This is a genomic window from Streptomyces sp. NBC_01445 (assembly GCF_035918235.1).
In the GTDB taxonomy this organism is placed as follows: Bacteria; Actinomycetota; Actinomycetes; order Streptomycetales; family Streptomycetaceae; genus Streptomyces.
Window position 1 is genome coordinate 1,885,462 of sequence record NZ_CP109485.1, and the last position, 22,675, is coordinate 1,908,136.

General features: G+C 70.2%; 19 protein-coding genes and 2 pseudogenes. 11 read left to right on the top strand and 10 right to left on the bottom strand.

Annotation, left to right across the window (positions count from 1 at the left end; all coding sequences use genetic code 11):
• Nucleotides 1-57 precede the first annotated feature (57 nt).
• The 7 genes from OG574_RS08770 to OG574_RS08800 all read right to left on the bottom strand — a co-directional run bounded on the left by OG574_RS08770 (nucleotide 58) and on the right by OG574_RS08800 (nucleotide 7,010).
• On the bottom strand, nucleotides 58-765 hold the full coding sequence (locus tag OG574_RS08770) for a GntR family transcriptional regulator (protein WP_326772670.1): 708 nt from the start codon (nucleotides 763-765) through the stop codon (nucleotides 58-60).
• Between the two features lie 61 nt (nucleotides 766-826).
• Nucleotides 827-1,150 (bottom strand): L-rhamnose mutarotase, encoded by a 324-nt coding sequence (locus OG574_RS08775; RefSeq protein ID WP_326772671.1) that lies wholly within the window; start codon nucleotides 1,148-1,150, stop codon nucleotides 827-829.
• Nucleotides 1,147-2,688, bottom strand: coding sequence for a sugar ABC transporter ATP-binding protein (locus OG574_RS08780; RefSeq protein ID WP_326772672.1), 1,542 nt, complete (start codon nucleotides 2,686-2,688; stop codon nucleotides 1,147-1,149). Before OG574_RS08780 ends, OG574_RS08775 begins: the two co-directional genes overlap by 4 nt.
• Nucleotides 2,685-3,698: an ABC transporter permease gene (locus tag OG574_RS08785; protein WP_326772673.1), complete on the bottom strand. Its 1,014-nt coding sequence runs from the start codon at nucleotides 3,696-3,698 to the stop codon at nucleotides 2,685-2,687. Before OG574_RS08785 ends, OG574_RS08780 begins: the two co-directional genes overlap by 4 nt.
• The gene (locus tag OG574_RS08790) at nucleotides 3,695-4,771 is read right to left on the bottom strand and encodes an ABC transporter permease (protein ID WP_326772674.1); all 1,077 of its coding nucleotides are present in this window, start codon (nucleotides 4,769-4,771) and stop codon (nucleotides 3,695-3,697) included. Before OG574_RS08790 ends, OG574_RS08785 begins: the two co-directional genes overlap by 4 nt.
• Nucleotides 4,768-5,859, bottom strand: coding sequence for a mandelate racemase/muconate lactonizing enzyme family protein (locus tag OG574_RS08795; RefSeq protein ID WP_326772675.1), 1,092 nt, complete (start codon nucleotides 5,857-5,859; stop codon nucleotides 4,768-4,770). The genes OG574_RS08790 and OG574_RS08795 overlap by 4 nt, the downstream gene beginning before the upstream one ends.
• A 44-nt stretch (nucleotides 5,860-5,903) precedes the next feature.
• Complete coding sequence (locus tag OG574_RS08800) at nucleotides 5,904-7,010, bottom strand: sugar ABC transporter substrate-binding protein (RefSeq protein WP_326772676.1); 1,107 nt, start codon at nucleotides 7,008-7,010, stop codon at nucleotides 5,904-5,906.
• A gap of 222 nt (nucleotides 7,011-7,232) precedes the next feature.
• Here OG574_RS08800 and OG574_RS08805 point away from each other — a divergent pair, with 222 nt between their 5' ends.
• Together OG574_RS08805 and OG574_RS08810 are read left to right on the top strand one after the other, a co-directional pair.
• Entirely contained in the window at nucleotides 7,233-8,639 is a 1,407-nt protein-coding gene (locus OG574_RS08805) for an alpha-L-fucosidase (RefSeq protein WP_326772677.1), read from the top strand.
• Nucleotides 8,640-8,937: 298 nt separating this feature from the next.
• Nucleotides 8,938-9,618 (top strand): AroM family protein, encoded by a 681-nt coding sequence (locus OG574_RS08810; RefSeq protein WP_326772678.1) that lies wholly within the window; start codon nucleotides 8,938-8,940, stop codon nucleotides 9,616-9,618.
• A gap of 10 nt (nucleotides 9,619-9,628) precedes the next feature.
• On the opposite strand, the gene OG574_RS08815 is transcribed toward OG574_RS08810, so the two are convergent.
• The gene (locus tag OG574_RS08815; RefSeq protein ID WP_326772679.1) at nucleotides 9,629-10,411 is read right to left on the bottom strand and encodes an IclR family transcriptional regulator; all 783 of its coding nucleotides are present in this window, start codon (nucleotides 10,409-10,411) and stop codon (nucleotides 9,629-9,631) included.
• A 253-nt stretch (nucleotides 10,412-10,664) separates the two neighbouring features.
• Here OG574_RS08815 and OG574_RS08820 point away from each other — a divergent pair, with 253 nt between their 5' ends.
• The 5 genes from OG574_RS08820 (at nucleotide 10,665) to OG574_RS08840 (ending at nucleotide 16,764) form a co-directional block, all read left to right on the top strand.
• Nucleotides 10,665-12,311 carry an OPT/YSL family transporter gene (locus OG574_RS08820; protein ID WP_326772680.1) on the top strand — a complete coding sequence of 549 codons (1,647 nt, stop codon included), beginning with the start codon at nucleotides 10,665-10,667 and terminating at the stop codon, nucleotides 12,309-12,311.
• Nucleotides 12,312-12,418: 107 nt separating this feature from the next.
• Entirely contained in the window at nucleotides 12,419-13,483 is a 1,065-nt protein-coding gene (locus OG574_RS08825) for an S-methyl thiohydantoin desulfurase domain-containing protein (RefSeq protein WP_326772681.1), read from the top strand.
• Nucleotides 13,476-14,990, top strand: coding sequence for a M20/M25/M40 family metallo-hydrolase (locus OG574_RS08830; protein WP_326772682.1), 1,515 nt, complete (start codon nucleotides 13,476-13,478; stop codon nucleotides 14,988-14,990). The genes OG574_RS08825 and OG574_RS08830 overlap by 8 nt, the downstream gene beginning before the upstream one ends.
• A gap of 655 nt (nucleotides 14,991-15,645) precedes the next feature.
• Nucleotides 15,646-16,329: a snapalysin gene (gene snpA / locus OG574_RS08835; RefSeq protein WP_326772683.1), complete on the top strand. Its 684-nt coding sequence runs from the start codon at nucleotides 15,646-15,648 to the stop codon at nucleotides 16,327-16,329.
• Nucleotides 16,330-16,638: 309 nt separating this feature from the next.
• Nucleotides 16,639-16,764, top strand: a complete 126-nt coding sequence (locus OG574_RS08840; protein ID WP_326772684.1) for a hypothetical protein — start codon at nucleotides 16,639-16,641, stop codon at nucleotides 16,762-16,764.
• A gap of 247 nt (nucleotides 16,765-17,011) precedes the next feature.
• Here OG574_RS08840 and OG574_RS08845 read toward each other — a convergent pair.
• Nucleotides 17,012-17,104, bottom strand: a pseudogene (locus tag OG574_RS08845) (IS110 family transposase); the annotation flags it as partial.
• Nucleotides 17,105-17,545: 441 nt separating this feature from the next.
• On the opposite strand from OG574_RS08845, the gene OG574_RS08850 reads away from it, so the two are divergent.
• The gene (locus OG574_RS08850; protein WP_326772685.1) at nucleotides 17,546-18,151 is read left to right on the top strand and encodes a hypothetical protein; all 606 of its coding nucleotides are present in this window, start codon (nucleotides 17,546-17,548) and stop codon (nucleotides 18,149-18,151) included.
• Between the two features lie 188 nt (nucleotides 18,152-18,339).
• Nucleotides 18,340-18,476 (top strand): annotated as a pseudogene (locus OG574_RS08855) (carbohydrate ABC transporter permease); the annotation flags it as partial.
• 81 nt (nucleotides 18,477-18,557) lie between these two features.
• Here OG574_RS08855 and OG574_RS08860 read toward each other — a convergent pair.
• A complete protein-coding gene (locus OG574_RS08860; protein WP_326772686.1) occupies nucleotides 18,558-19,055 on the bottom strand; it encodes a cupin domain-containing protein in 498 nt (165 codons plus the stop codon).
• 362 nt (nucleotides 19,056-19,417) lie between these two features.
• Between OG574_RS08860 and OG574_RS08865 the strand changes: the two genes are divergently transcribed.
• Nucleotides 19,418-21,640: an FUSC family protein gene (locus tag OG574_RS08865; RefSeq protein WP_326772687.1), complete on the top strand. Its 2,223-nt coding sequence runs from the start codon at nucleotides 19,418-19,420 to the stop codon at nucleotides 21,638-21,640.
• Nucleotides 21,641-21,897: 257 nt separating this feature from the next.
• Nucleotides 21,898-22,482, top strand: coding sequence for a GNAT family N-acetyltransferase (locus tag OG574_RS08870; protein ID WP_326778409.1), 585 nt, complete (start codon nucleotides 21,898-21,900; stop codon nucleotides 22,480-22,482).
• Nucleotides 22,483-22,675 lie beyond the last annotated feature (193 nt).

Below are 22,675 nucleotides of genomic sequence, written 5' to 3' on the forward strand. Positions count from 1 at the left end.
CACTCAAGGCCGCCCGGCGCACACCAGGGCACGGAGAGCGCCCGGCCGCTCCGCCCGCTACCCGGCGTCCCCGCGGTTGCGCTGCCGTTCCAGGCTGAGCCGCAGGTGCTCGGCCATCGCTTCCGATGCGCGCTCGGGACTGCGGCGCAGCACCGCACGGACGATGCGCTCGTGCTCGGCGAGGGTCGGCTCGCCCGCGCCGGGGATGGAGCGGAGCCGGAAGATGTGCAGATGGGAGTGGAGGCGCTCGATGGCGTCCGCGAGGAGCAGGCGCCCGGCGCCGGCCGCAACGGCATCGTGGAAGCGCTGGTCCAGCGCCACGAAATCGCGGTAGGCGGCGTACCGGCCGTCCACTGCGGGGCGGGTCTGCATGTCCTCCAGCAGCTGCTCGAGGGTGTCCAGCTGCGCCTCGTCGGCATACCTCGCTGCGAGAGCCGCGGCCCGCGGTTCCAGGAGCAGCCGCATCTCGAAGAGCTGCTCCAGCCCTTCCGGCGTGAGCAGTTCGGTCGCGCGGTAGCCCGCCAGCGACCGTTTGACCAGCAGCCCGTCGGACTCCAGGCGGGCCAGGGCCTCGCGCACCGGGGTGGGCGAGACCTGGAGGGACCGCGAGAGGGACTCGATGCCGACGCGGGCGCCGGGGACGATCTCGTGGTCCATCACCATGGCCTTGATGGCCTCGTACACGGTGTCCGTCAGCACCTGGCGCTGCGGCTTCGCGGCCGGGCCGTTCAGGCGGTCGGAGGCAGGGGGGTCGTGGGACGGCATCCGGCCTCCAGGTGCGCAGCGAAGGATCGATCGGTGGGGACGAGTCTATCGAGGCCGTTCCCTACTCCATGAGGAACACCTGTTCAAGGCCGGTCCACCACTCCCCCGGCGCCGCCTCCTCGACCGGCTCCTGGCAGGGGTCGGTGAGCGCCCACCACGCCTGCGTCGCCTCGTCGTCCGCCATGGCCCGCAGGTCCGCTTCCAGGTCGTCGCCGTGGTACTCGAAGTAGCTGAACAGCCGGTCCCCCAGCAGGTGGATCGAGTAGTTGGCGATGTGGGAGCGGCGCAGCCGGTCGAGGACCGGCTGCGGGACGTCGCGGTGCAGCTGCCGGTACACGGCGAGCTTCTCGGGCCGCACCTTGATGACCTGGGCCATGCGCTTCATGCCGTGTTCCTCTCCTGTACGGCCTCCTCGGGCCGGCCGTGGATGAGACGGATGATCCGGCCGCTCATCTCCTCGTAGTCGTGATCGTTCTGTACTTCGCCGCGCGTGCGGTAGCCACCCATGACGACGATGCGGTCCGCCAGGGTCACCATCTCGCCGAGGTCGCTGCTGATCAGCAGGATCGGCAGGCCCTTGCCCGCGAGCTCCCAGAGCAGTTCGTGAAAGGCCCTCTTCGTACGGATGTCAACGCCCACGGTGGGCTCGTCGACGACCAGCAGACGGGTGTCGGCGGCGAGCCCCTTCGCGAGGCTCACCTTCTGCTGATTGCCCCCGGAGAGTTCCCCGGCGGGCTGGTCGAGTCCCGAGATACGGATGCCGAGTTGCTCGACCAGCTCCGCCGCCGTGGCGCGTTCGCGGTCGGCCGGTACGTACCCCAGGGCGCGGGCCAGCTTCCGCCAGACGGTGACCGTGATGTTCCGCACGATCGGCTGCTCCAGGAAGACGCCCTCCTCCTTGCGGTTCTCCGTCACATAGCCGATGCCGTGCTCGTGCAGCGCCTGCCTGGGCGAGTTGATGCGCACCGGGGCACCGTGCACCCGGACCTCGCCGGACTCGATGCGGTCAAGTCCCAGGATCGCCTTGGCCAGTTCGCTGCGGCCCGCGCCGACGAGTCCGTACAGTCCCACGATCTCGCCCACCCGGACATCGAGCGTGATGTCCCGGTGCCCGGCGCCGGTGGAGAATCCGGAGAGCGAGAGGGCGGGCGGTGAGGTGGTGTCGACGGTCCGCGGTGTGAAGCCGGACGTCGTGTGGGCGCGGCCCACCATCAGGTTCACCACGTCGTCGTGGGTGTGGTCGGCGAGGGGTGCGGAGTCCAGTACGGACTTCCCGTCGCGCAGCACCGTGACCGTGTCGCACACCGCGAACACCTCCTCCAGCTTGTGGCTGACGAAGACGACGCAGGTGCCCCGGTCCGCGAGCCTGCGGATCACCCCGAAGAGCCGCTCGGTCTCCTGGGGCGAGAGGGACGCGGTCGGCTCGTCGAGCAGCAGGACCCTGCTCTCGGTGAACAGCGCCTTCGCGATTTCCACCAACTGCTTCTGCGCGACGGACAGTTGGGAGACCGGTGTCTGCGGATCCAGTTCCACCCCGATCTCGGCCAGGCACCTCAGGGCGGGGGCGGACATCGCCTCGCGGTCGATCATCCCGCGTCGGGACGGCGGGGCCTGGAGGCAGATGTTCTCCGCGACGGAGAAGGCGGGCACCAGGTTCCGCTCCTGGTGCACGACCCCGATCCCGGCGTGCGCGGCCTCGAGCGGCGACCGGAACCGTACGCCCTCACCGTGCAGCAGCAACTGCCCGCCGTCCGGCGGGTGGACCCCGGTGAGGACCTTGATCAGGGTGGATTTCCCCGCACCGTTCTCGCCGAGCAGGGCGTGTACGGTGCCGGCCTCCAGGCGCAGCCCCACGCCGTCCAGCGCGCGGACGCCGGGGAAGACCTTGACGATGCCGCGGGCCTCGAGAAGTACCTTGCTCATGACGCAACTCCATTGACGGGGAGTGGAGTTGTGGCCTTCGACTGACGGATACGACCGCCTATCACGGTGCCCAGGACGACGATGCCGATGAGGAAGTTCACCCAGCTCGGGTCGAGCGAGAACTGCGCCCGCGCGGTGTCGATGAGCCGCATGAGGAAGGCAGCGAGGACGGTGCCGAGTACGGCCACCGAGCCGCCGGTGAGCGCCACTCCCCCGATGATGGGGGCCGCGAAACTGGGCAGCAGCCAGTCGCCGCCGACGCTGGCGTTGACTCCGGGAAGGGATGCGGTGGCGGTGACGGCGGCGACGCCGATCAGCAGTCCGGACAAGGTGTGGGCGAGGACGATCTGCCGGTCCGTGGAGATGCCGGACAGGCGTGCGGCGAGGGGATTGCCGCCCGCCGCGAGCAGTCGGCGCCCGGCGATGCCGCGGTGCATGAACAGCGCGAGCAGCGCGGCCGTGGCGACGGCCGTCAGGAACACCAGGGGGATGTTCAGCGGTGCGGCCGACCCCAGGTCCTTGAGGAAGGAGGAGTAGCCGTCCACGGTCCGGGTGCCCACCACGCGGTACTGGGCGCCCAGCAGCATGGTCATGGTGGCCAGCGTGACGATGAAACCGTTGATCCTGGTGGCCACGATGAACACGCCGGTCAGCAGCCCGATCAGGGTGGCGATCAGTACGCCGGCCACCACCACGACCGCCATCGGCCAGTGCGCGTCGGCCATCAGGACGGCCATCACGGCGGCGGTGAATCCGCCCAGGGCGCCGACGGCCAGATTGAGCTGGCCCACACAGAGCGCCACCATCTGGGCCAGCCCGATGAGCACCGGAGTGGCGAGGTACTGCAGAAAGGTCCGGACGGAGTTCCCGCCGAGGAAGTCGCCCGAGGAGGCGATCGCGAGGCCGGCGCAGCCCACGACGACGACGGCCAGCAGGGTCGTCTCGGTGGAGCGTGAGTGCCGCCGGATCGCGGGGGTGACTGTGGTCAGGACGTCACGGGTCAGCCTCATGTGGACCGCACCACCTTGCGGTAGGAGACGACGTTACGGATCCGGTCGGCCGAGAGGGCCAGCAGCAGGACGCCGCCCAGATAGATGTTCAGGCTCTCAAGACCGACCCCGAGCAGATCGAGCCCCTTGCGGATCACGTCCACCAGCGAGGTACCGAGCAGCGCACCGAGTACGGAGACGACTCCGCCGGTCAGCAGCGCGCCGCCGAGCACCGCCCCGAGGAACGAGGGGAGCATGAACTCCCCGCCGATGGATGCCCGGAACGACCCGGTGCTGACGGCCGCCATGAATCCGGCGAGGGAGGCGAGCAGCCCGGACAGGGCGTGGGCCGTGACGATGCGCCGGCGGATCGGAATGCCGGAGAGTTCCGCGGCGGCGGGGTTTGCGCCGGTGAGGAGCAGTTCGCGGCCGGTGCGGGTGTAGCGGTACAGGAAGCCGAGGCCGATCAGGGCCAGGACCGTGAACTGGGCAAGCTGCGGTACTGCGTCGGAGCCGCAGACGGGGCCCGCGCAGATGTCGGCGAGCGAGTAACTACGCAGCTCCGCCATGCCCGCCGGGGTCGAGGTGAAGGCCGCGTTGTCGGTCAGCGCCCCGTACAGCAGCGATACGAGTCCCAGGAGCGCGAAGTCCATGGCCAGCGTGACGACGAAGGAGCTCACTCCGGTCCGGGCGATCACCCATCCGGCGAGCGCCCCGATCGCGGTGCCGGCGATCAGGCAGAGCAACAGGCCCAGGACGAGCGGGAGATGGAGCCGGTCGTAGCCGAGTCCGGCGAACATGGCGCCGAAGGAGGCCATGCGTCCGACGGCAAGGTTCATGTGCCCGACCGACAGTACGACCATCTGCGCCAGTGCCACCACGGTCAGCGTGGAGATGTCGCTGAGCAGGGGGAAGAGGGAGAACTGAGCGTTGAAGAACGCGGGACGCAGCGCCCCGAACAGCGCGGCCAGCGCGACGACCAGGACGAGGAGCCCGAGTTGCTGGTTGACCCAGAACGGCAGCCGGCCGGCGGACCGGGGCTTGTCGGTGGCGGGTCCGGCCGCGGGCGCGGGTGGTGCAGTCGTGGTGTTCATGCCACCGTCCGGTCGTCCAGGGCGTCCCGGTCCCAGTCGATGCCGATACCCGGCACGTCCGGAGCGAGAGCGCGTCCGCCGTCCACGGCGAGCTCCGAGCGGGTGACGGCCCTCAACTGCGGTATGTACTCGACGAACCGGCCGTTGGGCACGGCGGCGACGAGGCTGATGTGCAGTTCCATCAGGAAGTGGGGGCAGACCATGACGTTGAAGGTCTCGGCGAGATGGGCGACCTTCAGCCAGGGCGTGATGCCGCCGACGCGGGCCACGTCGACCTGGACGACGGAGGCGGCGCCCGACTCCAGGTACTGCCTGAACTGCAGGGGTGAGTACAGGGATTCACCTACGGCCACAGGAATCGAGGTGGCCCGCGCCAACCGTGCGTGGCCGCTCACGTCGTCGGCCGGCAGGGGCTCCTCCAGCCAGAACGGAGCGTAGGGCTCCAGTGCCGCGGCGAGCCGCAGCGCGGAGGACGCGGTCTGGGACTGGTTGGCGTCCGTCATGATGTGCAGGGCGGGCCCGACGGCCTTCCGTACGGCGCGCAGCCGCTCGACGTCCTCGGAGACGCGCTCCTTGCCCACCTTGATCTTCACCCCGGACCACCCCTTGTCCCGGGCATCCAGGGCGCCCTTGACGAGGTCCTCGGTGCTGAGGTGCAGCCAGCCGCCCTCGGTGTCGTACAGCGGGACGTCCTGGCGGAACCCGCCGGCCAGCCGCCACAGCGGTTCGCCGGCCCGCTTGCACCGCAGATCCCACAGGGCGGTGTCGACCGCGGCGAGGGCGAGCGAGGTGATCGCCCCGACGGCCGTGGCGCGCGTCAGGGAGAACAGCTCCTGCCACAGTCCCTCGACGCGGCGGGCGTCCTGCCCGATCAGCCTGGGCAGCAGGTGGTCGCGCAGCATGGCGAGGACGGACGAGCCGCCGGTGCCGATGGTGTACGCGTATCCGGTGCCGGTGAGGCCTTCGGACGTGGCGAGGTCGACGAAGATCGTCTCTTGCTTGACGAACGACTGGACGGCGTCGGTCCGTACCGTCTCGACCTCGATGTCGGCGAGATGGGCCGTGGCGGCGGTGATGACGATGCTCATGGGACTCCGGGTGTACGGGAGGTGCGGGGGTACGGGGCCGGCGGTCAGCGGCAGTTGAGCAGCTCGTCGGCGAACTTCTTCTTCAGCTCGGCGGTCTTGGCCTTGCGGGCGGTGTCGTAGTCGGCGACGTTCTCCTTGGTCACCACGAACGACCCCGAGTCGACCGTGACGCCGGGGGTCCGCATCGTGCACTGCTTGGTCTGCAGAAGGGCGAGCACCCAGGACCCGATGTCGGCCTGGCCGACCGGGTTCTGTACGACGGTCGCGCTCACGGAGCCGTTCCTGATCGAGCTGAGGATCTTGGCGTCGTCGTCGATCGCGATGACCTTGGCCTTCGACCCGGAACTCTGCACCGCGCCCGCGGCGGCGACCGCCGGGTTGTAGGCGGTGGCGACGATGCCCTGGATCGACTTGCCCTTGGCGGCCATCAGGTCGGAGACCGCCTTCTGCGCCGTCTGAAGGTCCTTGTCGATGTCCGTGACGGTCTGCAGCAGCTTCACCTTCCCGCCGCTCTCGCGGACCGCCTTTGCCACGCCCTTGATCCGCAACTGGGTGTTGGCGTCGACGTTGTTGCCCGTCAGATGGACCAGGGTGCCCTTGCCGCCCATCTGGTCGATGGCGGCCTTGGCAGCTTTGTACGCGGCGAGTTGGACGTCGGTCGACAGACAGAAGTCCGCCTTGTCGACCGTGCCCGCGGGACAGGAGCCGAGCGAAGCGACGGGGAGCCCCTGGGACTTGAGGCGGGCGAACGTGCTGTTGATGTCGGTCGGCGAGACGCCGAAGACACCGAAGGCGTTGTAGCCGCGGGCGGCGAGGGAGGACAGCAGGTCGTTCTGCTTCTGCTGGTCCCACTCGGCGGTCTCGTCGAAGGTGACTCCTCCCAGCTTGTATGTGCTCTTGGCGGTCCGCCCGGCCTGCTTCCAGGGCTGGAAGTAGGGGTGCGCCCCGCCGGGGACCAATGCGACCTTCACACCCGAGCCGTTGGCCAGCTCGGCCGTTCCGTCGCCCGTACTCGCCGACGCTCCGGCGCCCGCGTTCACCGGATCCCCGGAGTTCTTCACCGTGCAGCCCACCGCACCGGCCGCCAGGAGCGTCCCGGCGACGGCGGCCCGCGCCACGGTTCTCAGCAGGAGCTGGTTCTTCACGCCCATCTACCCCAATCCAATAGGATCTTTGCAGGGTGATGGTGCGCTGACGATGCGGCCGCGTCAATACGTGCGACATGACTGCGCACGGAAGTTACCACCCAAACACGGGTCTAGTAGCGGCAATTGACACGAAGCACGCAGGTGTCCGCGAGGGGCACCGCGCCCCTTGACATCCCCCTTACGCGCCGAAATCGTATAGGAAAATTCTCCGACGAGGAGGTAGGCGTGAGACGCTCCGCAAGGACGTATCTCATCGGCGTACTGGCCGTACTGACCCTGCTGACAGCGGGAGTTCAGAGCGGTTCCGCCGCGACATCGAACGCGACGCCGCCGGCCGGCAGCGAGCTGCGGGACCTGGCCATCGACACCAGGGCGACACAGAGCAGCACCGCCTACGACGGCGCGGCAGCCCGCGCCGTCGACGGTGAGCACAACGGCAACTACTACGCCGACTCGGTCTCGCACACCGCGCTGGAGGCACAGCCGTGGTGGCAGACGGACCTCGGCAGCAGCCAGGACGTCACCAAGGTCGCCGTCTGGAACCGCACCGACTGCTGCACCGACCGGCTGTCGAACTTCTGGGTCCTGACCTCCGACAAGCCCTTCGGCTCGGCGAGCCTGGAAGAGGCAAAGGCGCAGAGCGGCGTGAGCGCCACCCGGTTCGGGACCCTCGACGGCGCTTCGGCCGAGGTCGCCCTGAAGCGCCCGGCCCGTTACGTACGGGTACAGCTCGAAGGGAGCGGCTACCTGGCCCTCGCGGAGGTCCAGGTCTTCGGAACGTCCGTCCTCAAGCCCAGCCGGGCCGCTCAGAAGTGGGTGGACAACAACCCGTTCGGCATGTTCATGCACTTCAACATGTCGACGTACCAGGACGAGCAGTGGGCCGACCCCAACGGCAACCCCGCGGACTTCAACCCGACGAACCTCGACGCCGACCAGTGGGCGAAGTCCATGAAGGCGGCCGGGATGCAGTTCGGCGTGCTCACCGCCAAGCACCACGACGGCTTCGCCCTGTGGCCGACGAAGTACTCCGACTACTCCGTCGCCGCCAGCCCGTACAAGAACGGCAAGGGCGACATCGTCCGCGAGTACGTCGACGCCATGCACGCCAACGGCCTCAAGGTCGGCCTCTACTTCTCCATCTGGGACCGGCACAACGGCGACAGCACCGAGCTCATCGAGAACCAGTTGCGTGAACTGCTCACCCAGTACGGGCAGATCGACTACCTCTGGTTCGACGGCTGGGGCTGGAACATCCCGTACTCCAAGATCCCCTACCAGCCGGTCCGCGACATGATCCGCAAGACCTCGCCGCACACGGTCGTCGCGAACAACGACCACGAGGGCTCGCTCCGGACCACCGACGTCATCGTGTACGAGGTACCGGTCCAGGGCATGCCGCCGGCCTCCAACCCCCGCCCCACCGACGCCAGCGACACACTCGACACCAACCGCACGTGGTTCCACACCACCGGGACGGGCGCTCCACGGCCGGCCGACGAGATCGTCACCAACCTCAAGAAGGCCAACGAGGGCAACGCCCTGTTCCTGCTGAACGTCGCACCTGACCTCAGCGGTCGCATCCCCGACCTGTACGTCGACCGCCTGAAGGAGATCGGCCAACTGCACTGACCAGCAGCGAACACGACTACGGGGCCGGCCTCTACGAGCGGCTGGCTGCCTGAACGGGTCCCCACGATTCGGGGTGATTGACAGGCCGTGCCTCCCCGGCCGGTCAGGACTCCACCGCTACAACCACCACCGCGGACACACCGCACTCGGCGGCCAGCCGGTCGGCGGGCGCCGATTGATGCCCTGGGCCGGGACCGGAGGAGTGCCGCCGGGAGACACCTACCGGCAGCTGACGAGTGGGATACGTTAATACGGAACCAGGGTCCATTATCTGGAACTCCATATGAAGCGAGGCGTCATGCATGCGGTGACCTTTCTGACCATCGGTCAGGCCCCACGCCCGGACCTTTCCCAGGCCATCGAGGCGTACCTGCCTGCGACAGCGTGCGTACGGCACGCCGGAGTGCTCGACGGTCTGACCCGACCGGAGGTCGAGGCACGGTTCGGGGCCACGCGCGGGCGCGCGACACTCCTGAGCCGGCTGGCCGACGGCGGCTCCGTGACGCTGGACGCCGAGGCCGTCGGGGCCGGGCTGCAAACCCGCGTCGACCAGGTGGAGGACGAGGGCGCCGACGTCGTGGCGCTTCTGTGCACGGGCGAGTTTTCCGGCCTCCGGACCCGGCGGGCACGGCTCGTCGAGCCGGACGCGCTGGTTACGGGGTACGTCGCCACGGTGCTGCGGGGCAGTCAGGTCGGGATCGTCGTGCCGCTGCCGGAGCAGGTGACCGAGGCCCGCGAGAAGTGGCGGGACATCATTCCGGCCCCCGCGTTCGCCACAGCCTCGCCGTACGCCGACGACTACCTGGCCCTGAGCGCGGCGGCCCGCACCCACCTGGAGGCGGGTGCGAGCGCCCTGATGCTCGACTGCATGGGCTTCGGGACCCGACACCGCAAAGCGCTGCGCGCCGACGGGGTCACCGTGCCGGTACTGACACCGGCTGCTGTGGTCGGCGCGGCCCTCGGCCCGATGCTGAACTGAGCGGGCGGACTCAGCGGGCGGCGCCGGCCTCCACGTAGCGCAGCCAGTACGGGTCACCGATGCGCTTGCCGACGCGCAGAGCGGCGTCGCGTACGGCCCGGCCGAAGCGCGCCTCGTTCTCGTCGCGAACCTCGGGGGCGGGCAGCGCGATCCCGATACCGAAGACCTGGCCGGTGTCGCTGTCGAGGACGGCGGCGGAGATCCCAGCGACGTTCGGCACGAACTCGCCGCGCGAGGACTCCCAGCCGTTGGCGCGCACCCGGGCCAGGCAGGAGACCAGTTCACCGGGGGTGCGAGGCGCCGAGCCCGTGCTCTGTTCGAGGCGGGCGTCGACGAGCCGCAGCACCTGCGCGTCGTCCAGGCGGGCGAGCAGCGCGCGGCCCATGGAGCTGGCGTAGGCGGGCGCCCGGGTGCCGGCCGGGGTGTACGCCTGGAGGGCACCGACCGTGCCGATCCGCATGTGGAGCACGAGCGACTCGGCCCCGTCCAGCACGTCCACGTACCCGGTGTATCCGATGTCGGCGACCAGCCTGGCCAGCTCCTCCTCCAGGAGGGAGGCCGTGCTGCGCGAGGCACGGAAGTGGTACGAGGCCTCCATGACGAGCTCGCCGGGGCGGTAGGCGCGGCTCACCGGGTCCCGGTCGAGGAAGCCGTAGTCGGCCATCATGCTCAGCGTCCGCGACACGGAGCTCTTGGGCAGGTCCAGTGCGCCGGCCACATCCGTCACGGTCAGGTCGCGCTGCAGGCGCGCCATCAACCGCAGGACATCGCGTGCGTTGGCGAGTGTGCTCACCGTTCTCCCGCCTCCCCCGAGCTCCCCCGAGTCGTTTCGTCCGATCGTAAGGGGCAGCCGGGCGCACCCCTGACCGCACCTCGCCCGCACCTCCGGGCCGCCCACATACCGAGATCCCGGGTCGCACCCTTGACGGCGCGGTACGCCGTATGGATGATCCAAAGGAATCCAGAAATTAAGACCTGGTTCCAGATTTTAGAACCTCCCCTGGCGACTGACAAGCCGTCGACCCGCAAGGGAGCACCGGAGACCCATGAGCCGCACTGACGCCGCGCCCCACGCCGAGACCTCGCACCCCGCGAGTCAGGGGCGACACCACCCCCGCGCCCTCGCACCCGGCAACCTGATCCTCACCGTGGTGCTCAGCGTGTTCGGCGCCGTCGTGGGCGTACAGCTGCTCGCCACGCTCGGCGTCACCCCCAGCACCTCGCTGATCGGCGCGCTGGCCGCGATGACCCTGGCCCGGGTGCCGCTCGTCTGGTTCCGCGGATTCCGCTCGGTGCACGCCCAGAACCTGGCGCAGACCAGCATCTCCTCGGCCACGTTCGGCGCCGCGAACAGCCTGTTCCTGCCGATCGGCATCCCGTTCCTGTTCGGGATGGACAACATGATCATCCCGATGCTGATCGGGGTCGCCGCCGCGATGCTGGTCGACGCCTGGCTGCTCTACCGCATGTACGACACCCCGGCCTTCCCCGCGAAGAACCCCTGGCCGCCCGGTCTCGCCGCCGCCGAGGCGATCAAGGCGGGCGACGAGGGCGGCCGACGCGCCAAGGTGCTCGGCCTCGGCCTGCTGACCGGACTGGCCGGCGCCGTGTTCACGCTGCCGATGTCGGCGTTCGGCGTGGCGCTCATCGGCGGGTTCGCGGCCATGGCCGCCTTCGGCGTCGGCCTGCTGTTCACCCAGTACGCCGAGCCGCTGCTCGGCCTGGATCTGAACGCGATGTACCTGCCGCACGGCATGATGATCGGCGCCGGTCTGGTCGCCCTGGTCCAGGTCGGCCGCACCATTCTCAAGGCCCGGCGCACCGCGGCCGACGAGACCCGCGCGGCCGCACCGGCCGGCGCGCCGGAAGGCACGCGGGACGGCACGCAGCGCCTGGGCCGCTCGATGCGCCTGGGTTTCGGCGCCTACCTCGTCATCTCGGTCCTGCTCGCGTTCGGCACCGGCGCCGCGACACACATGAGCCCCGGCATGCTGATCGGGTTCCTCGTGTACGCCACCGTCGCCGCGTTCGTGCACGAACTGCTCGTCGGTATCGCCTCCATGCACTCCGGCTGGTTCCCGGCCTTCGCGATCGCCCTGATCACGCTGCTGCTCGGCATCCTCATCGGATTTCCGCCCGAAGCGCTCGTTGTCCTGTCCGGCTTCACCGCCGCGACCGGTCCGGCCTTCGCCGACATGGGCTACGACCTCAAGGCGGGCCACCTGTTGCGCGGCGAGAACGCCGACCCGGCCTTCGAGCTGGAGGGCCGCCGCCAGCAGCTGATCGCCGCGATGATCGGCTTCGGCGTCGCCATCGTCGTCGTCCTCGTCTCGTACCGGATGTTCTTCGACAACGGGCAGACCGCCCCCATCGACGCGGCGTACGTCGCCGCGATCAAGGCGGGCCCGTCCGTGGAGACCGCCCAGCGCCTCGCCCTGTGGGCGATCCCCGGCGCGATCGTGCAGATCGTCGGTGGCTCAAGGCGCCAGCTCGGCATCCTGCTCGCGACCGGCCTGTTGATCACCACGCCGATGGCCGGCTGGATGGTCGCCGCCGGCATCGCCGTCCGTGTCCTCGCCCCGCGCGTGCTCGGCCCGAAGGCCAAGGAAGACCTGGAGGTCTTCGCGGGCGGCGCGATCGCCGGAGACGCCCTCTACTCGTTCGGCAACGGCGTGTTCAAGGCCGCCAAGTAGTCGGACGCCGTAACCGGACACCCACGACCGGACGACGCCCCCGTCCGTCCTCTCGCACCCGTCCGTCCTCTCGCACACCCTGCACAGAACCACCCTGGGAGACCCCCGTGAAGCGACAGTTGACCCACGACGACATCCGCGCGGCCGTGTACGGCGGAGCCGTACTGGGCGGAGGCGGCGGCGGGTTCGTCGAGCGGGGCCTGCGCACCGCCGAACTGGCTCTCCAGGTCGGCGCGCCCGAGCTGTGGACCGCCGACGAGTTCGCGGCCGACGACCTGACCGCGACCGTGGCCCTGGTGGGCGCCCCTGCCGCGCCCGACCCGCAGGTGCTGCCGACCCACCTGCTGCGCGCCCTGGAACTGCTCCGCCGCGACCTGCCGCGCGAGCTCGTCGCGATCCACACGAACGAGAACGGGGCCGAGACCACCATCAACGGCTGGTTCCACTCGGCGATGACCGGCCTGCCCGTCATCGACCTGGCCTGCAACGGCCGCGCTCACCCGTCCAGTCAGATGGGCGCGATGGGCCTGCACGCGCGCGACGGCTACCGCTCCTACCAGGGCTACGCGGGCGGCAAGCCGTACGCGTACGTCGAGGGCGCGGTCTCCGGCACTCTGGACGCCACCTCGAACGTCGTCCGGCGCGCCTCGGTCGAGGCGGGCGGCTGGGTGGGCGTGGCCCGCAACCCGGTCGAGGTCGGCTACGCCGTGCAGAACGGCGCACCCGGCGCCATCAGCTTCGCCATCGAGCTCGGCCGCCGCTTCCTCGGGAACGGCCCGGCGGGCGCCGCGGGGCACCTGGGCGGCGAGATAGCGGTGACCGGCACGGTGCGCGAGTACCGCTGCGAGCAGCGCGAGGGCCTGGACGTCGGCGTCGCGGTGCTGGACGACGCGGAGGGAACGACGCTGCACTTCGTCAACGAGTACATGACCTTCGAGGCCGGCGGCGAGCGCAAGGCGTCCTTCCCCGACCTGATCACGACGTTCGACGAGGCCGGGCAGCCACTCGCCTCCGCCGACGTCGAGGTCGGCAAGCAGATCAGCGTCCTCGTCGCCCCGGCCGAGAACCTCCAGCTCTCCACGACGATGTACATGCCCGAGGTGTACGCGCCGGTGGAGACACTGCTCGGCATCGAGTTCGCCCCGGTGGCGAAGATCCTCGCCGATGCCTGAGCCGCGAGCCGTGGCCGGTGCCGTCGCGGACGCCGGTCCCGTACGGGACTTCTGCGACAAGCAGTGGGACACGGATGTGCTCCCCCTGATCCATGAGCACATCCGTATCCCGGCGGTCAGTCCCGCGTACGACCCGGACTGGGAGGCCCACGGCCACCTCGACCGGGCCGTCGACGCGGCGGCCGCGTGGCTGCGGGACGTGCCACTGCCGGGCCTGTGGGTGGAGGTCCTGCGCGCACCCGGGCATACGCCCCTGATCTTCTTCGAGATCCCCGGCGAGGGCGCGCACTCCGACGAGACCGTCCTCTTCTACGGCCATCTCGACAAGCAACCCGAGGGCGACGGCTGGACCGAGGGCCGCACCGCGTGGGAACCGGCCTTCGACGGCACCCGGCTGTACGGGCGCGGCGGCGCCGACGACGGGTACGCGCTGCCCGCCTCGGTGACCGCGGTGCGTGCGCTGGCCGAACAGGGGGCGGCCCGGCCGCGCTGCGTCGGCGTGTTCGAGGCCGGGGAGGAATCGGGCAGCCCCGACCTCGACCACTGGTTCGCACAACTGGCGCACCGCATCGGCGAAGTGGGCCTCGTGGTCTGTCTGGACTCCGGCGCGGGCGACTACGAACGGCTGTGGCTGGTCACGTCGCTGCGCGGGGCCTGCGGCGGAACGCTCGACGTGCGTGTCCTCGGCGACGGCGCGCACTCCGGGGACGCGGGCGGTGTGGTCCCGTCGTCGTTCCGGGTACTGCGGCAGCTGCTCGACCGCCTGGAGGACGGCGCGACGGGAACCTTGCGCCCCGGTGCGCTGCACTGCGAGGTGCCGGACGGGCGTCGCGCCCAGACCCGCGAGGCGGCGGCGCTCCTGGGTGACCAGGTCTGGGGCCGCTTCGACTGGTCCGGGGACGCGTCGCCGGTGAGCCTCGATCCCGCGGAGCTTCTCCTGAACCGGGCCTGGCGCCCGAGCCTGGAGGTCACCGGAGCGGACGGACTGCCACCGGTCGCCACCGCGGGCAACGTGCTGCGTCCGCACACCCGGCTCAAGCTCTCCCTGCGACTGCCCCCGACGGTGGACAGCGCGGCGGCCGTCGCGGAGGTCGGCCGCCTCCTCGAGGCAGACCCGCCGTACGGCGCGTCGGTCCGCTTCACGCCCGACCAGGTCCTCGCCGACGGCTGGCACGCGCCCGCCGAACTCCCCTGGCTCAGCGCGGCGTTGTCCGCGGCGAGCCGGGCCTGCTTCGACGGGGCGGACGTCGCCCGGATCGGGCAGGGCGGCACGATTCCTCTCATCGGGAGGTTGACCCGGCAGTTCCCCGAGGCCCAGTTCCTGGCCTGCGGGGTGCTGGGCCCGGGTGCGAACGCCCACGGCCCGAACGAGTCCCTCCACCTCCCGTACGCGCGACGCCTGACGGCGAGCCTGTCCCTGACCCTGAACGCATACGCCCTCCGGGGCAAGACTGCCCGATCAAGCCCCTCCGGCGTTCAAGGAACGGGGCCGGCCGGGGCACGTTGACACCCCAGTGCCCTGTGTCACGGTCGTGGAACCAGACTCTGCGATGTTGAGGCCGACCAGTAGCCGGTCGGCCTCAACGTCATGTCGAACCCGGCGCGGCGTCGAGGACGCGGGCTCTCTGGCGTCGGATCACCGACGATCAGGGCTGAGCGGCGGCGGCTCAGCGGCGAGGGGCGCCGCCCAGCGCCGAGAGTGACTCCCTGGGGGGCGCCCCGGGGCCGATGGGGCGCGAAAGGAACAAAAGTCCTTGTTCTATGACATCAGTCACGTCGCCCCACCAATCAACCGGCACTCTTAGTAGATGCGGCATGGCAGACATTTGGGCATTTGTCCGTTTTGGCCCTAATTCGGATCCTGCTACACATCCCCGCATTCCGCCCGACCGGCCCGCGCGCCCGATGCCCTGTGGCGTAACACTTCTGACGCCGCGACAGCTTCCCCTCCTGCCGCCACGTGCGGGCCGCAGACTCGCACACGGCCCTGGCGAGGTCCCGGGACCTACGAGGCGACGTAGTGGCGGGACCCCATTGTGCTCCCTGCCGAGCCGTTCTAAGAATGACGACTCACAGGACGTCGCCGCAGTTCGGAACCGTGTTCAGGCAGAGCCGACCACGCCCCGGACGCTCGGCGTCACCGAGCGAGTAGGAGCCCCCGTATGAAGTCGTCCCGAACGTCCGCGAGGACCCTCGCCCTCGTTCTCGGCCTGGGTCTGGCCTCCAGCGCGCTGGGCGCTGCGGTGCCGGCGAGCGCCCAGACGGCCACCACCCCGTCCGCTGCCACCGGTACCTCCGCGGCGCGGTACGCCGGGTCGGTCAAGGAGGCTGCGAACGACAAGGCGTTCTTCGACGCCGTGCTCAAATCGGTCGCCGAGAAGCGCGCCGCCCAGCCGAACGCGCAGGCGGTGACCGTCTACTACAACGCCTCCCAGGCACCGAGCTTCCGTTCGCAGATATCGAGCGCGGCCTCGATCTGGAACAGCTCCGAGTCCAACGTCAAGCTCCAGGCAACGTCGAGTGGTGCCGACTTCTCCTACCGCGAGGGCAACGATCCAGAGGGGTCCTACGCCTCCACCAACGGCCACGGAGACGGCTACATCTTCCTCGACTACACCCAGAGCCGGCAGAACGACTCAGTCCGCGTCGCCACCCACGAGACCGGGCACGTGCTGGGACTGCCGGACAACTACAGCGGGCCGTGCAGTGAGCTGATGTCGGGCGGCGGCCCCGGCCCGTCCTGCACCAGCCGCTACCCGAACGCCACTGAACGCTCGCGTGTCGACCAGCTGTGGGCCACCGGACTCGCGCAGGCCCCGCACTCCGGCAGGACCTGGGCACGCTGAACCAGGCCCGCTGACCACCCGAGCGCTGCACCACCGGTACGGACCGTGACTGCCTGACCACGGTCCGTACGTGTGCTCGCCGGGCCGTGCGCTGCACTCACCCCCGCCGACGGTCGACACCCCTGAGGACGAGATCAAGCGCGCTCGCGCTGATGGGCATCATGGCCGGCGACGACACCCCTGAGGACGCCGGCTGCGACGGACCGGTACACCGATGCGATCTCCGACCTGATCGTTGCCGAGCAGAAGGGCAAGGAGCCACCGCCCGCGGCCGAGGCGGAGACCCCTGCCGAGGCGGTCGTCGACCTCATGGCCGCTCTCCAGGAGTCCGTGCAGAAGGCCAAGGCGTCCCGCGGTGACTGGCAAGAAGGCGCCCGCGAAGAAGTCGACCAGGCGCAGCGCCTGGTCGACCTTGTCCTCCATCCCATCGGCTGACGGCCCAGGCTTCGCATCGCGGCGGTCCAGGGGCCCGGTGGCCCGGTCAGTTGCAGGGGCCCGGAAACAGAAAGAGGGCCGTTATAAAAACGGCCCTTCACCTGCGACGTTCGAACCGTCGGGACGACAGGATTTCAGCCTGCGCGCCCCCACCCCAGCGGTGCGGCCGCCGCTCCCCAGGCAAGCTCCCGGGCGCTACGGCTACAGCCCACGCGAGTGGTCCACGAAGGCCGGCGCCGTCGAACTCCCGGCGTGAAACGAGGCGCTTGCCCTGGGCGTCGATCACCACGCAGTGGTGGTGTTCCTTGCCAATGTCCACTCCGGCCCATATCTGGGGCACAGCCACCTCCGCCGGCTCGTCGTCTCACACCGGTCCCAGCAGACGACCTCGCCGGCGTTGTCATGCGAAGCGGTCAAGTCGCGAATCCCCCTTAGCAGTCGAGTCGTCGCAGAGCTCCAGGCTGCCAAGTTCTTTGAGCCATCAAGCGGCGACAAACTGACAGCCATACCCGAATCGCCTGGGCCTACCTGATCCTACGAATGATCAGATCCGACCCGCTTGAAAGGTAGGACACGCTGAGAGGCCCACATGGATCAGATGAGGCTCGCGAACGGGTGTGGTTTACGGTGCCGTCCGCCTTCGCGCGAAAATGCAACAGGGCGTGGTCTATCTCTGAAGGCCCATGGGCCGACGGTTGGCACGGAGTTCCACCCTCCCGATCAGGGTAGCCGTACGGGCAGCCGCCGACCGCCGATGGCCGTTCGGAAAAGGAGCACGCCCATGCGCCTCTACGCCCAGACCCCGGCACGTCGAAGCCGCCAGATCCTCGCAGACCTGATCGCGGCGGCCCTGATCTACGCCGCAGTGAAGCTGGCCCTGGTCGTGCACGACGCGATCGGGCGACTGGCCGATCCGGGCCGCAAGGCGGAAAGCGCCGGCAACAGCCTCTCCGACGGACTCGTCGACGCGGGCGATGCGGCCTCGAAGGTGCCGTTCGTCGGGAGTCAGTTGAAGAAGCAGCTCGGGTCCGCCGCCGAGGCCGGCACGGGGCTGGCCGACGCGGGTCGTTCGCTCCAGGACACGGTAGGCCACGTGGCCACGCTGACCACGGTCGTCCTGATCGTCATCCCGGTGGTGTTCGTACTGCTGCTGTGGCTGCCCCCGCGCCTGCGTTGGATCCGCCGCAGCGCCGTCACCCGGCGCCTCGCCTCCGATCCGGGTGGCGCCGACCTCCTCGCGCTGCGCGTCCTCACCGGTTCGCAGCGCGCACTCGCAGCGGTGCCCGCGCCACCCGGCGGTCTCGCGGAGGCTTGGCGGCGCGGCGACGAACAGGTCATCGCCGACCTGGCCGCGATCGGCCTGCGGCAAGCGGGTCTACGCGCCTGACGGCTGAGCAGAGGACGCCGATGGTGGGGCGACCTCTACGAGTTGCGCCCCGACGATCTTCTGGCCGAGCTCGATGGCCAGGCGGACCAGGCACGGATCACCGCGCTGATGAAGCGCTGCAGAGCACAGAAGCGATAGGCGCCGCCGCGTACTCGACGACAGGGCGCACCACATGCGCACCACGCTTCGAGTTCTTTCGGCCGCTCATCCTGGAGACGAGCAACCAGAGCTTCCCGATGCCGCTGGACCTGGCTCCCTGCAGGGCAGTCTCGGGACCGGGTCAATCTCCCTAGCTCTCACGGGAGTTGTGCTGTCGTTGATCCCGGGGTGGCGGTGGTGATCGCAGCGGCCGCTTCGGGGGCGGGATCACGTCGCCGGGCCTGAAGGGCTGAGCAGCCACGCAGAGTTACTTGGCGTCCTGAAGGGCGGCCTGCCAGACAGGGCTGTCGACGTAGTGGTTGTCGTACAGCTCCGAAGAGTCCTTGATCTCCTCGAAACCGGCCTCGCCGCGCATCACACGGCCCAGCAGGCGCAGGTAGTCGAAGCGCGGCATGCCCGGACTGAAGACGAACAGCACATCCGCCTCGCGGCCCGGGGCCGCGGCGAAGGCGTGCGGAGTATGCGGCGGCACCAGCAGGAAGTCGCCCTTCTCCAAAACCTTGACCTCGTCATCGATCAGCACGCGCAAGGCGCCGTCCAAGACGAAGAACAGCTCGGACGCCTTGGTGTGAAAGTGCGCGGGAGCACCGACCGCCCCCTTCGCGAAGGTGGAGCGGTAGCTGGTGAGAGCGCTGCCGTCCGTGCCGTAGTCCGCGAGCAGTGTCATCACGCTGCTGGGGTCCGCAGTGGTCTCGGCGGTGGCGGCACGGGTGAGGACGGCCTTGGGTGCGGTCTGCGCGTTCATGATGGTTGATCCTGCCTCTGAGCTGCGGCTTCGGGCTCTCCCGGCGCCTTGTGAACGCAACTCTATAGAGCAGATAGACCTGTCGTGGGGTGCACTTTGTAGCCCAATTCATGGGTCAATTGTCCGACGTTCACGGGCTGGGCAGTGCTCACCCGGCGTTTCTCCCTCACCGGTCGACACCGGCGTGTCCGTGGCCGCACTCTCCTGCCGGGTCACCTCGTCGACGGCCCGGTTCGACAGGTGCCTGCGGATCGGGACGCGCGACGATCGAGAGCGCCGACGGCTTGAGCCGGATGGGCGGGCTCCAGGTCGGCTGACCTCCCGGGCGGGCGGCCCGCACGGCTCGGGGTGATCCTGGTGGCATGGGTGGTACCGGTGGCGTTCCCCGGGTCCGGCTGCCCGCCGCCTACCGGGCGGCGGCCCGCCGCTCCGTGCGGGTCACGGTGGCCGCCGGCGCCGGGTTCTACCTGTTCCTGTACGGCTTCGGCTCGGCCGAAGGAGCGACCTACGCGCTGTTCGCCGCGGTGTCGCTGGCGGGACTGTCGCACATCCCCGGGACAGGCCGGCAGCGCGCCGCGGTGGTGGCGCGGCTGCTGCCGATCTGCCTGGTGCTGATCACCGTCGGCACCTACCTGTCGGTGCAGACCTGGAGCGCGACGGTGGGGATGCTGGTGGTCGGCTTCGCGCTGGCCTTCTCCGCGGTGGGCGGCCCGCGCCCGGCGGGGGCCGCGCCCGGGCTCCAGCTGATGTACATCCTGCCGTCGTTCCCGCCCTACGACCCCGGCTCGCTCGGCGTCCGGCTGGCCGGAGCCTCGGTGGGCATCGTGTTCCTCGTGCTCGCGGAGACGTTCCTGCTGCCGGATCCTCCCACCGTCCCCTACCGGGAGCTGGCCGCGCGGGCCGCCGACAGCGCCCGGCGGTGTGCCGAGGAGCTGACCGGGCCGCCGTACGCGGTCACCGCCCGGACGGCGCAGGAGGCCCAGGCCGCCAGTAGCGCGCTGCGGTCCTCGCAGGTGCCGGAGGCCGAACGGCCGGCCGGGCCGAGCGTGCGGGACCGGGGCCTGGCCCACACCGGCCTGGCCACGCGCACCCTGCTGGCGCGGCTGACCGCTCCCCCGCAGTGGAATCCCGGGCCGGCCGAGTCCGAGGTCTGGCTGGTCGTACTGCGCGCGGTGCGGGACACGGCCCGCGAGACGGCCGACCGCCTGCGGGGTCGGGCCCCCGCCGCCGGGAACGCGCACGCCGAGCTGCTGCGGGCCCGAACCTCCCTGGCGGCCGGCCCGGAGGCGGATGCCACGCCGGCCGCGCTGCGCCGGCACGCGGCGGTGCTGGAGCTCGCGGACGCCGCGCTGGCGATGTCCACGGCGGCGGCCATCGCCGTAGGGGGCCGGGCAGGCGCGGCACAGGCGGCCCCGGGCCGGTTCTGGTACGCCCGGAAGCGCGCGCCGCAGCTGTGGTGGTGGCGGATGGTGGGGCACGCGGGCGCCCGGTCGGTGTTCTTCCAGAACGCGGTACGGGTCAGCCTGGCCCTCGCCGCGGCCCGGTTGATCGCGGGGGTGGACACGCTGCCGCACGGCTTCTGGGTGCTGCTGGCGACCTTGACTCTGACCCGGACCACCGTACGGGAGACCCGGTCGACGGTACGGGTGGCGCTGACCGGGACCCTGGTCGGCGCGCTGATCGTGGCCGGGCTGCTCACGCTGGTAGGGACCAATATCGCCGTGTACGCGGCGGTGCTGCCGCCGCTGATGCTGATCACGTTCACGCTGGGGCCGGTCAAGGGCATCGGCTGGGCCCAGGCGATGTTCACGCTGGTGGTCGCCCTGGCGTTCGCACAGCTGGCGCCCACGACGTGGCAGCTTGCCGAGTTCCGGCTGCTGGACGTGCTGACCGGCAGCGCGATCGGCGCTGTCTTCGGGCTGCTCGCCTGGCCGAGGGGGGCCCACGACGAACTGCGGCGGTCGATGGCAGTACTGCTGCGCGGCGCGGCGGAGAACGTGGTGGCGACCAGCGCCCAGGTGGCCGCGGGCGGGGTACGGGCGCCGGTGAAAGCCGCGCCGGGCCACCACTCGCTGCAGCACTCGCTGGTCATGGCGGAGTCGGCGTACGCGCAGTTCCAGAGCGAGCCCAAGAGCCTGACCGCCGCCCGCCCCGGCAAGGATCCGCAGGACTCGACAGGCCCCCACGAACCCGCCGGCCAGGACGGCTCCCAGGACTGGCAGGCGACTCTGATGGCCGCCCACCACACCCTGTGGGGAGCCGACCGGCTGCTGGTGCCGGCCGAGCGAATCGTCGTACCGCCCCTGGAGCTGGAGCCGTCGGCGGCCGTGTCCCGCCTCGGGGACCGGGTGGCCGGGCGGATGCTGCTGGTGTCTGCGCGGCTCGATCCGGGCGGCGACACCCCGCAGGCCCCGGTGCCGCTGCGGGACCCCGACTTCGACGGTTTCGCGGTGGAGCCGCCGGGCGCGCCGCGGGTGTACTACGCGGCCGTCTCGTGGCTGGACGCGCTGATGACAGACCTGGAGCGGATCACCGGGGAGGCCGCAGCCGCGCCCCCCGGCCCCTCGAGACTTAGAGGGCGTTAAGTCCGTTTCTAGGGGTGGCCTTGCGCGGTTGGGTGAGGAAGCCTTGGCGTCCGAGGCGGCTGCGGGTGACGTTCATGTCTGGGCCGCCAGTGGGTAGGCCGAGCAGTCGTGCCGTTCGCAGACCTTGAATGTCTGGTCGGGGGTGCTGGTGGAAGGCATGCACGATCTGCTGGCAGGCGGTGCCCTGGTCGTGAGGGCCGGACCGTGATCGGATATTCGGTGTTCTGCCCGCCCCATCACGACACAAGATGGTGCGCATGACTTTGGCCACCCCCAAACTGCACACCGCTCGCCTGCGACTGCGACCCTTCACCGACGCCGACGCGGACCCCCTGTTCGCGCTGCACAGCAGCACCTACGTAATGCGCTACTGGGACTCCCCGCCGTGGACCGACCGGGCCCGCGCCGAGCGTTTCATCGCGATGTGCCGGACGATGGCGGACGAAGGCACCGGGGCGCGGGTGGCCATCGACCGTGCTTCTGACGGGGCCTTCGTCGGCTGGTGCGTTCTGGCCGAATGGAACCCGGACTACCGCAGCGCGTCGTTGGGCTACTGCCTCGCCGAGGCCATGTGGGGCCACGGCTACGCGACGGAGGCGGCACACGCCCTGCTGCAGTGGGCATTCGACACACTGGACCTGAATCGAGTCCAGGCCGAGACCGACACGCGCAACGTGGCATCTGCCCGGGTCCTGGAGAAGATCGGATTCATGCGTGAAGGGACGTTGCGGGAAGACTGCGTCGTGAACGGCGAAGTGTCCGACTCGTGGGTGTTCGGATTGATCAGGCGAGAGTGGCGGCCGTCGGCCGCGCCGATTCCAGGCCAGGCACAGCGGCGCTGAGCCCGTTTCTGGTAGAGACCGCGCCCGGGTTGAGTGAGGAAGCTTGACGGGTGAGGCCCGTCCGAGGCGGCTGCGGGTGACGTTCATGGCCGGGTCGTCGGTGGGCATGCCGCACACCGACGACCTCAACTCACCTCTCCAGCAATGCGATGGCCGGCACCGCCCACCCCCGACACATGTTCACGGAGCTTCT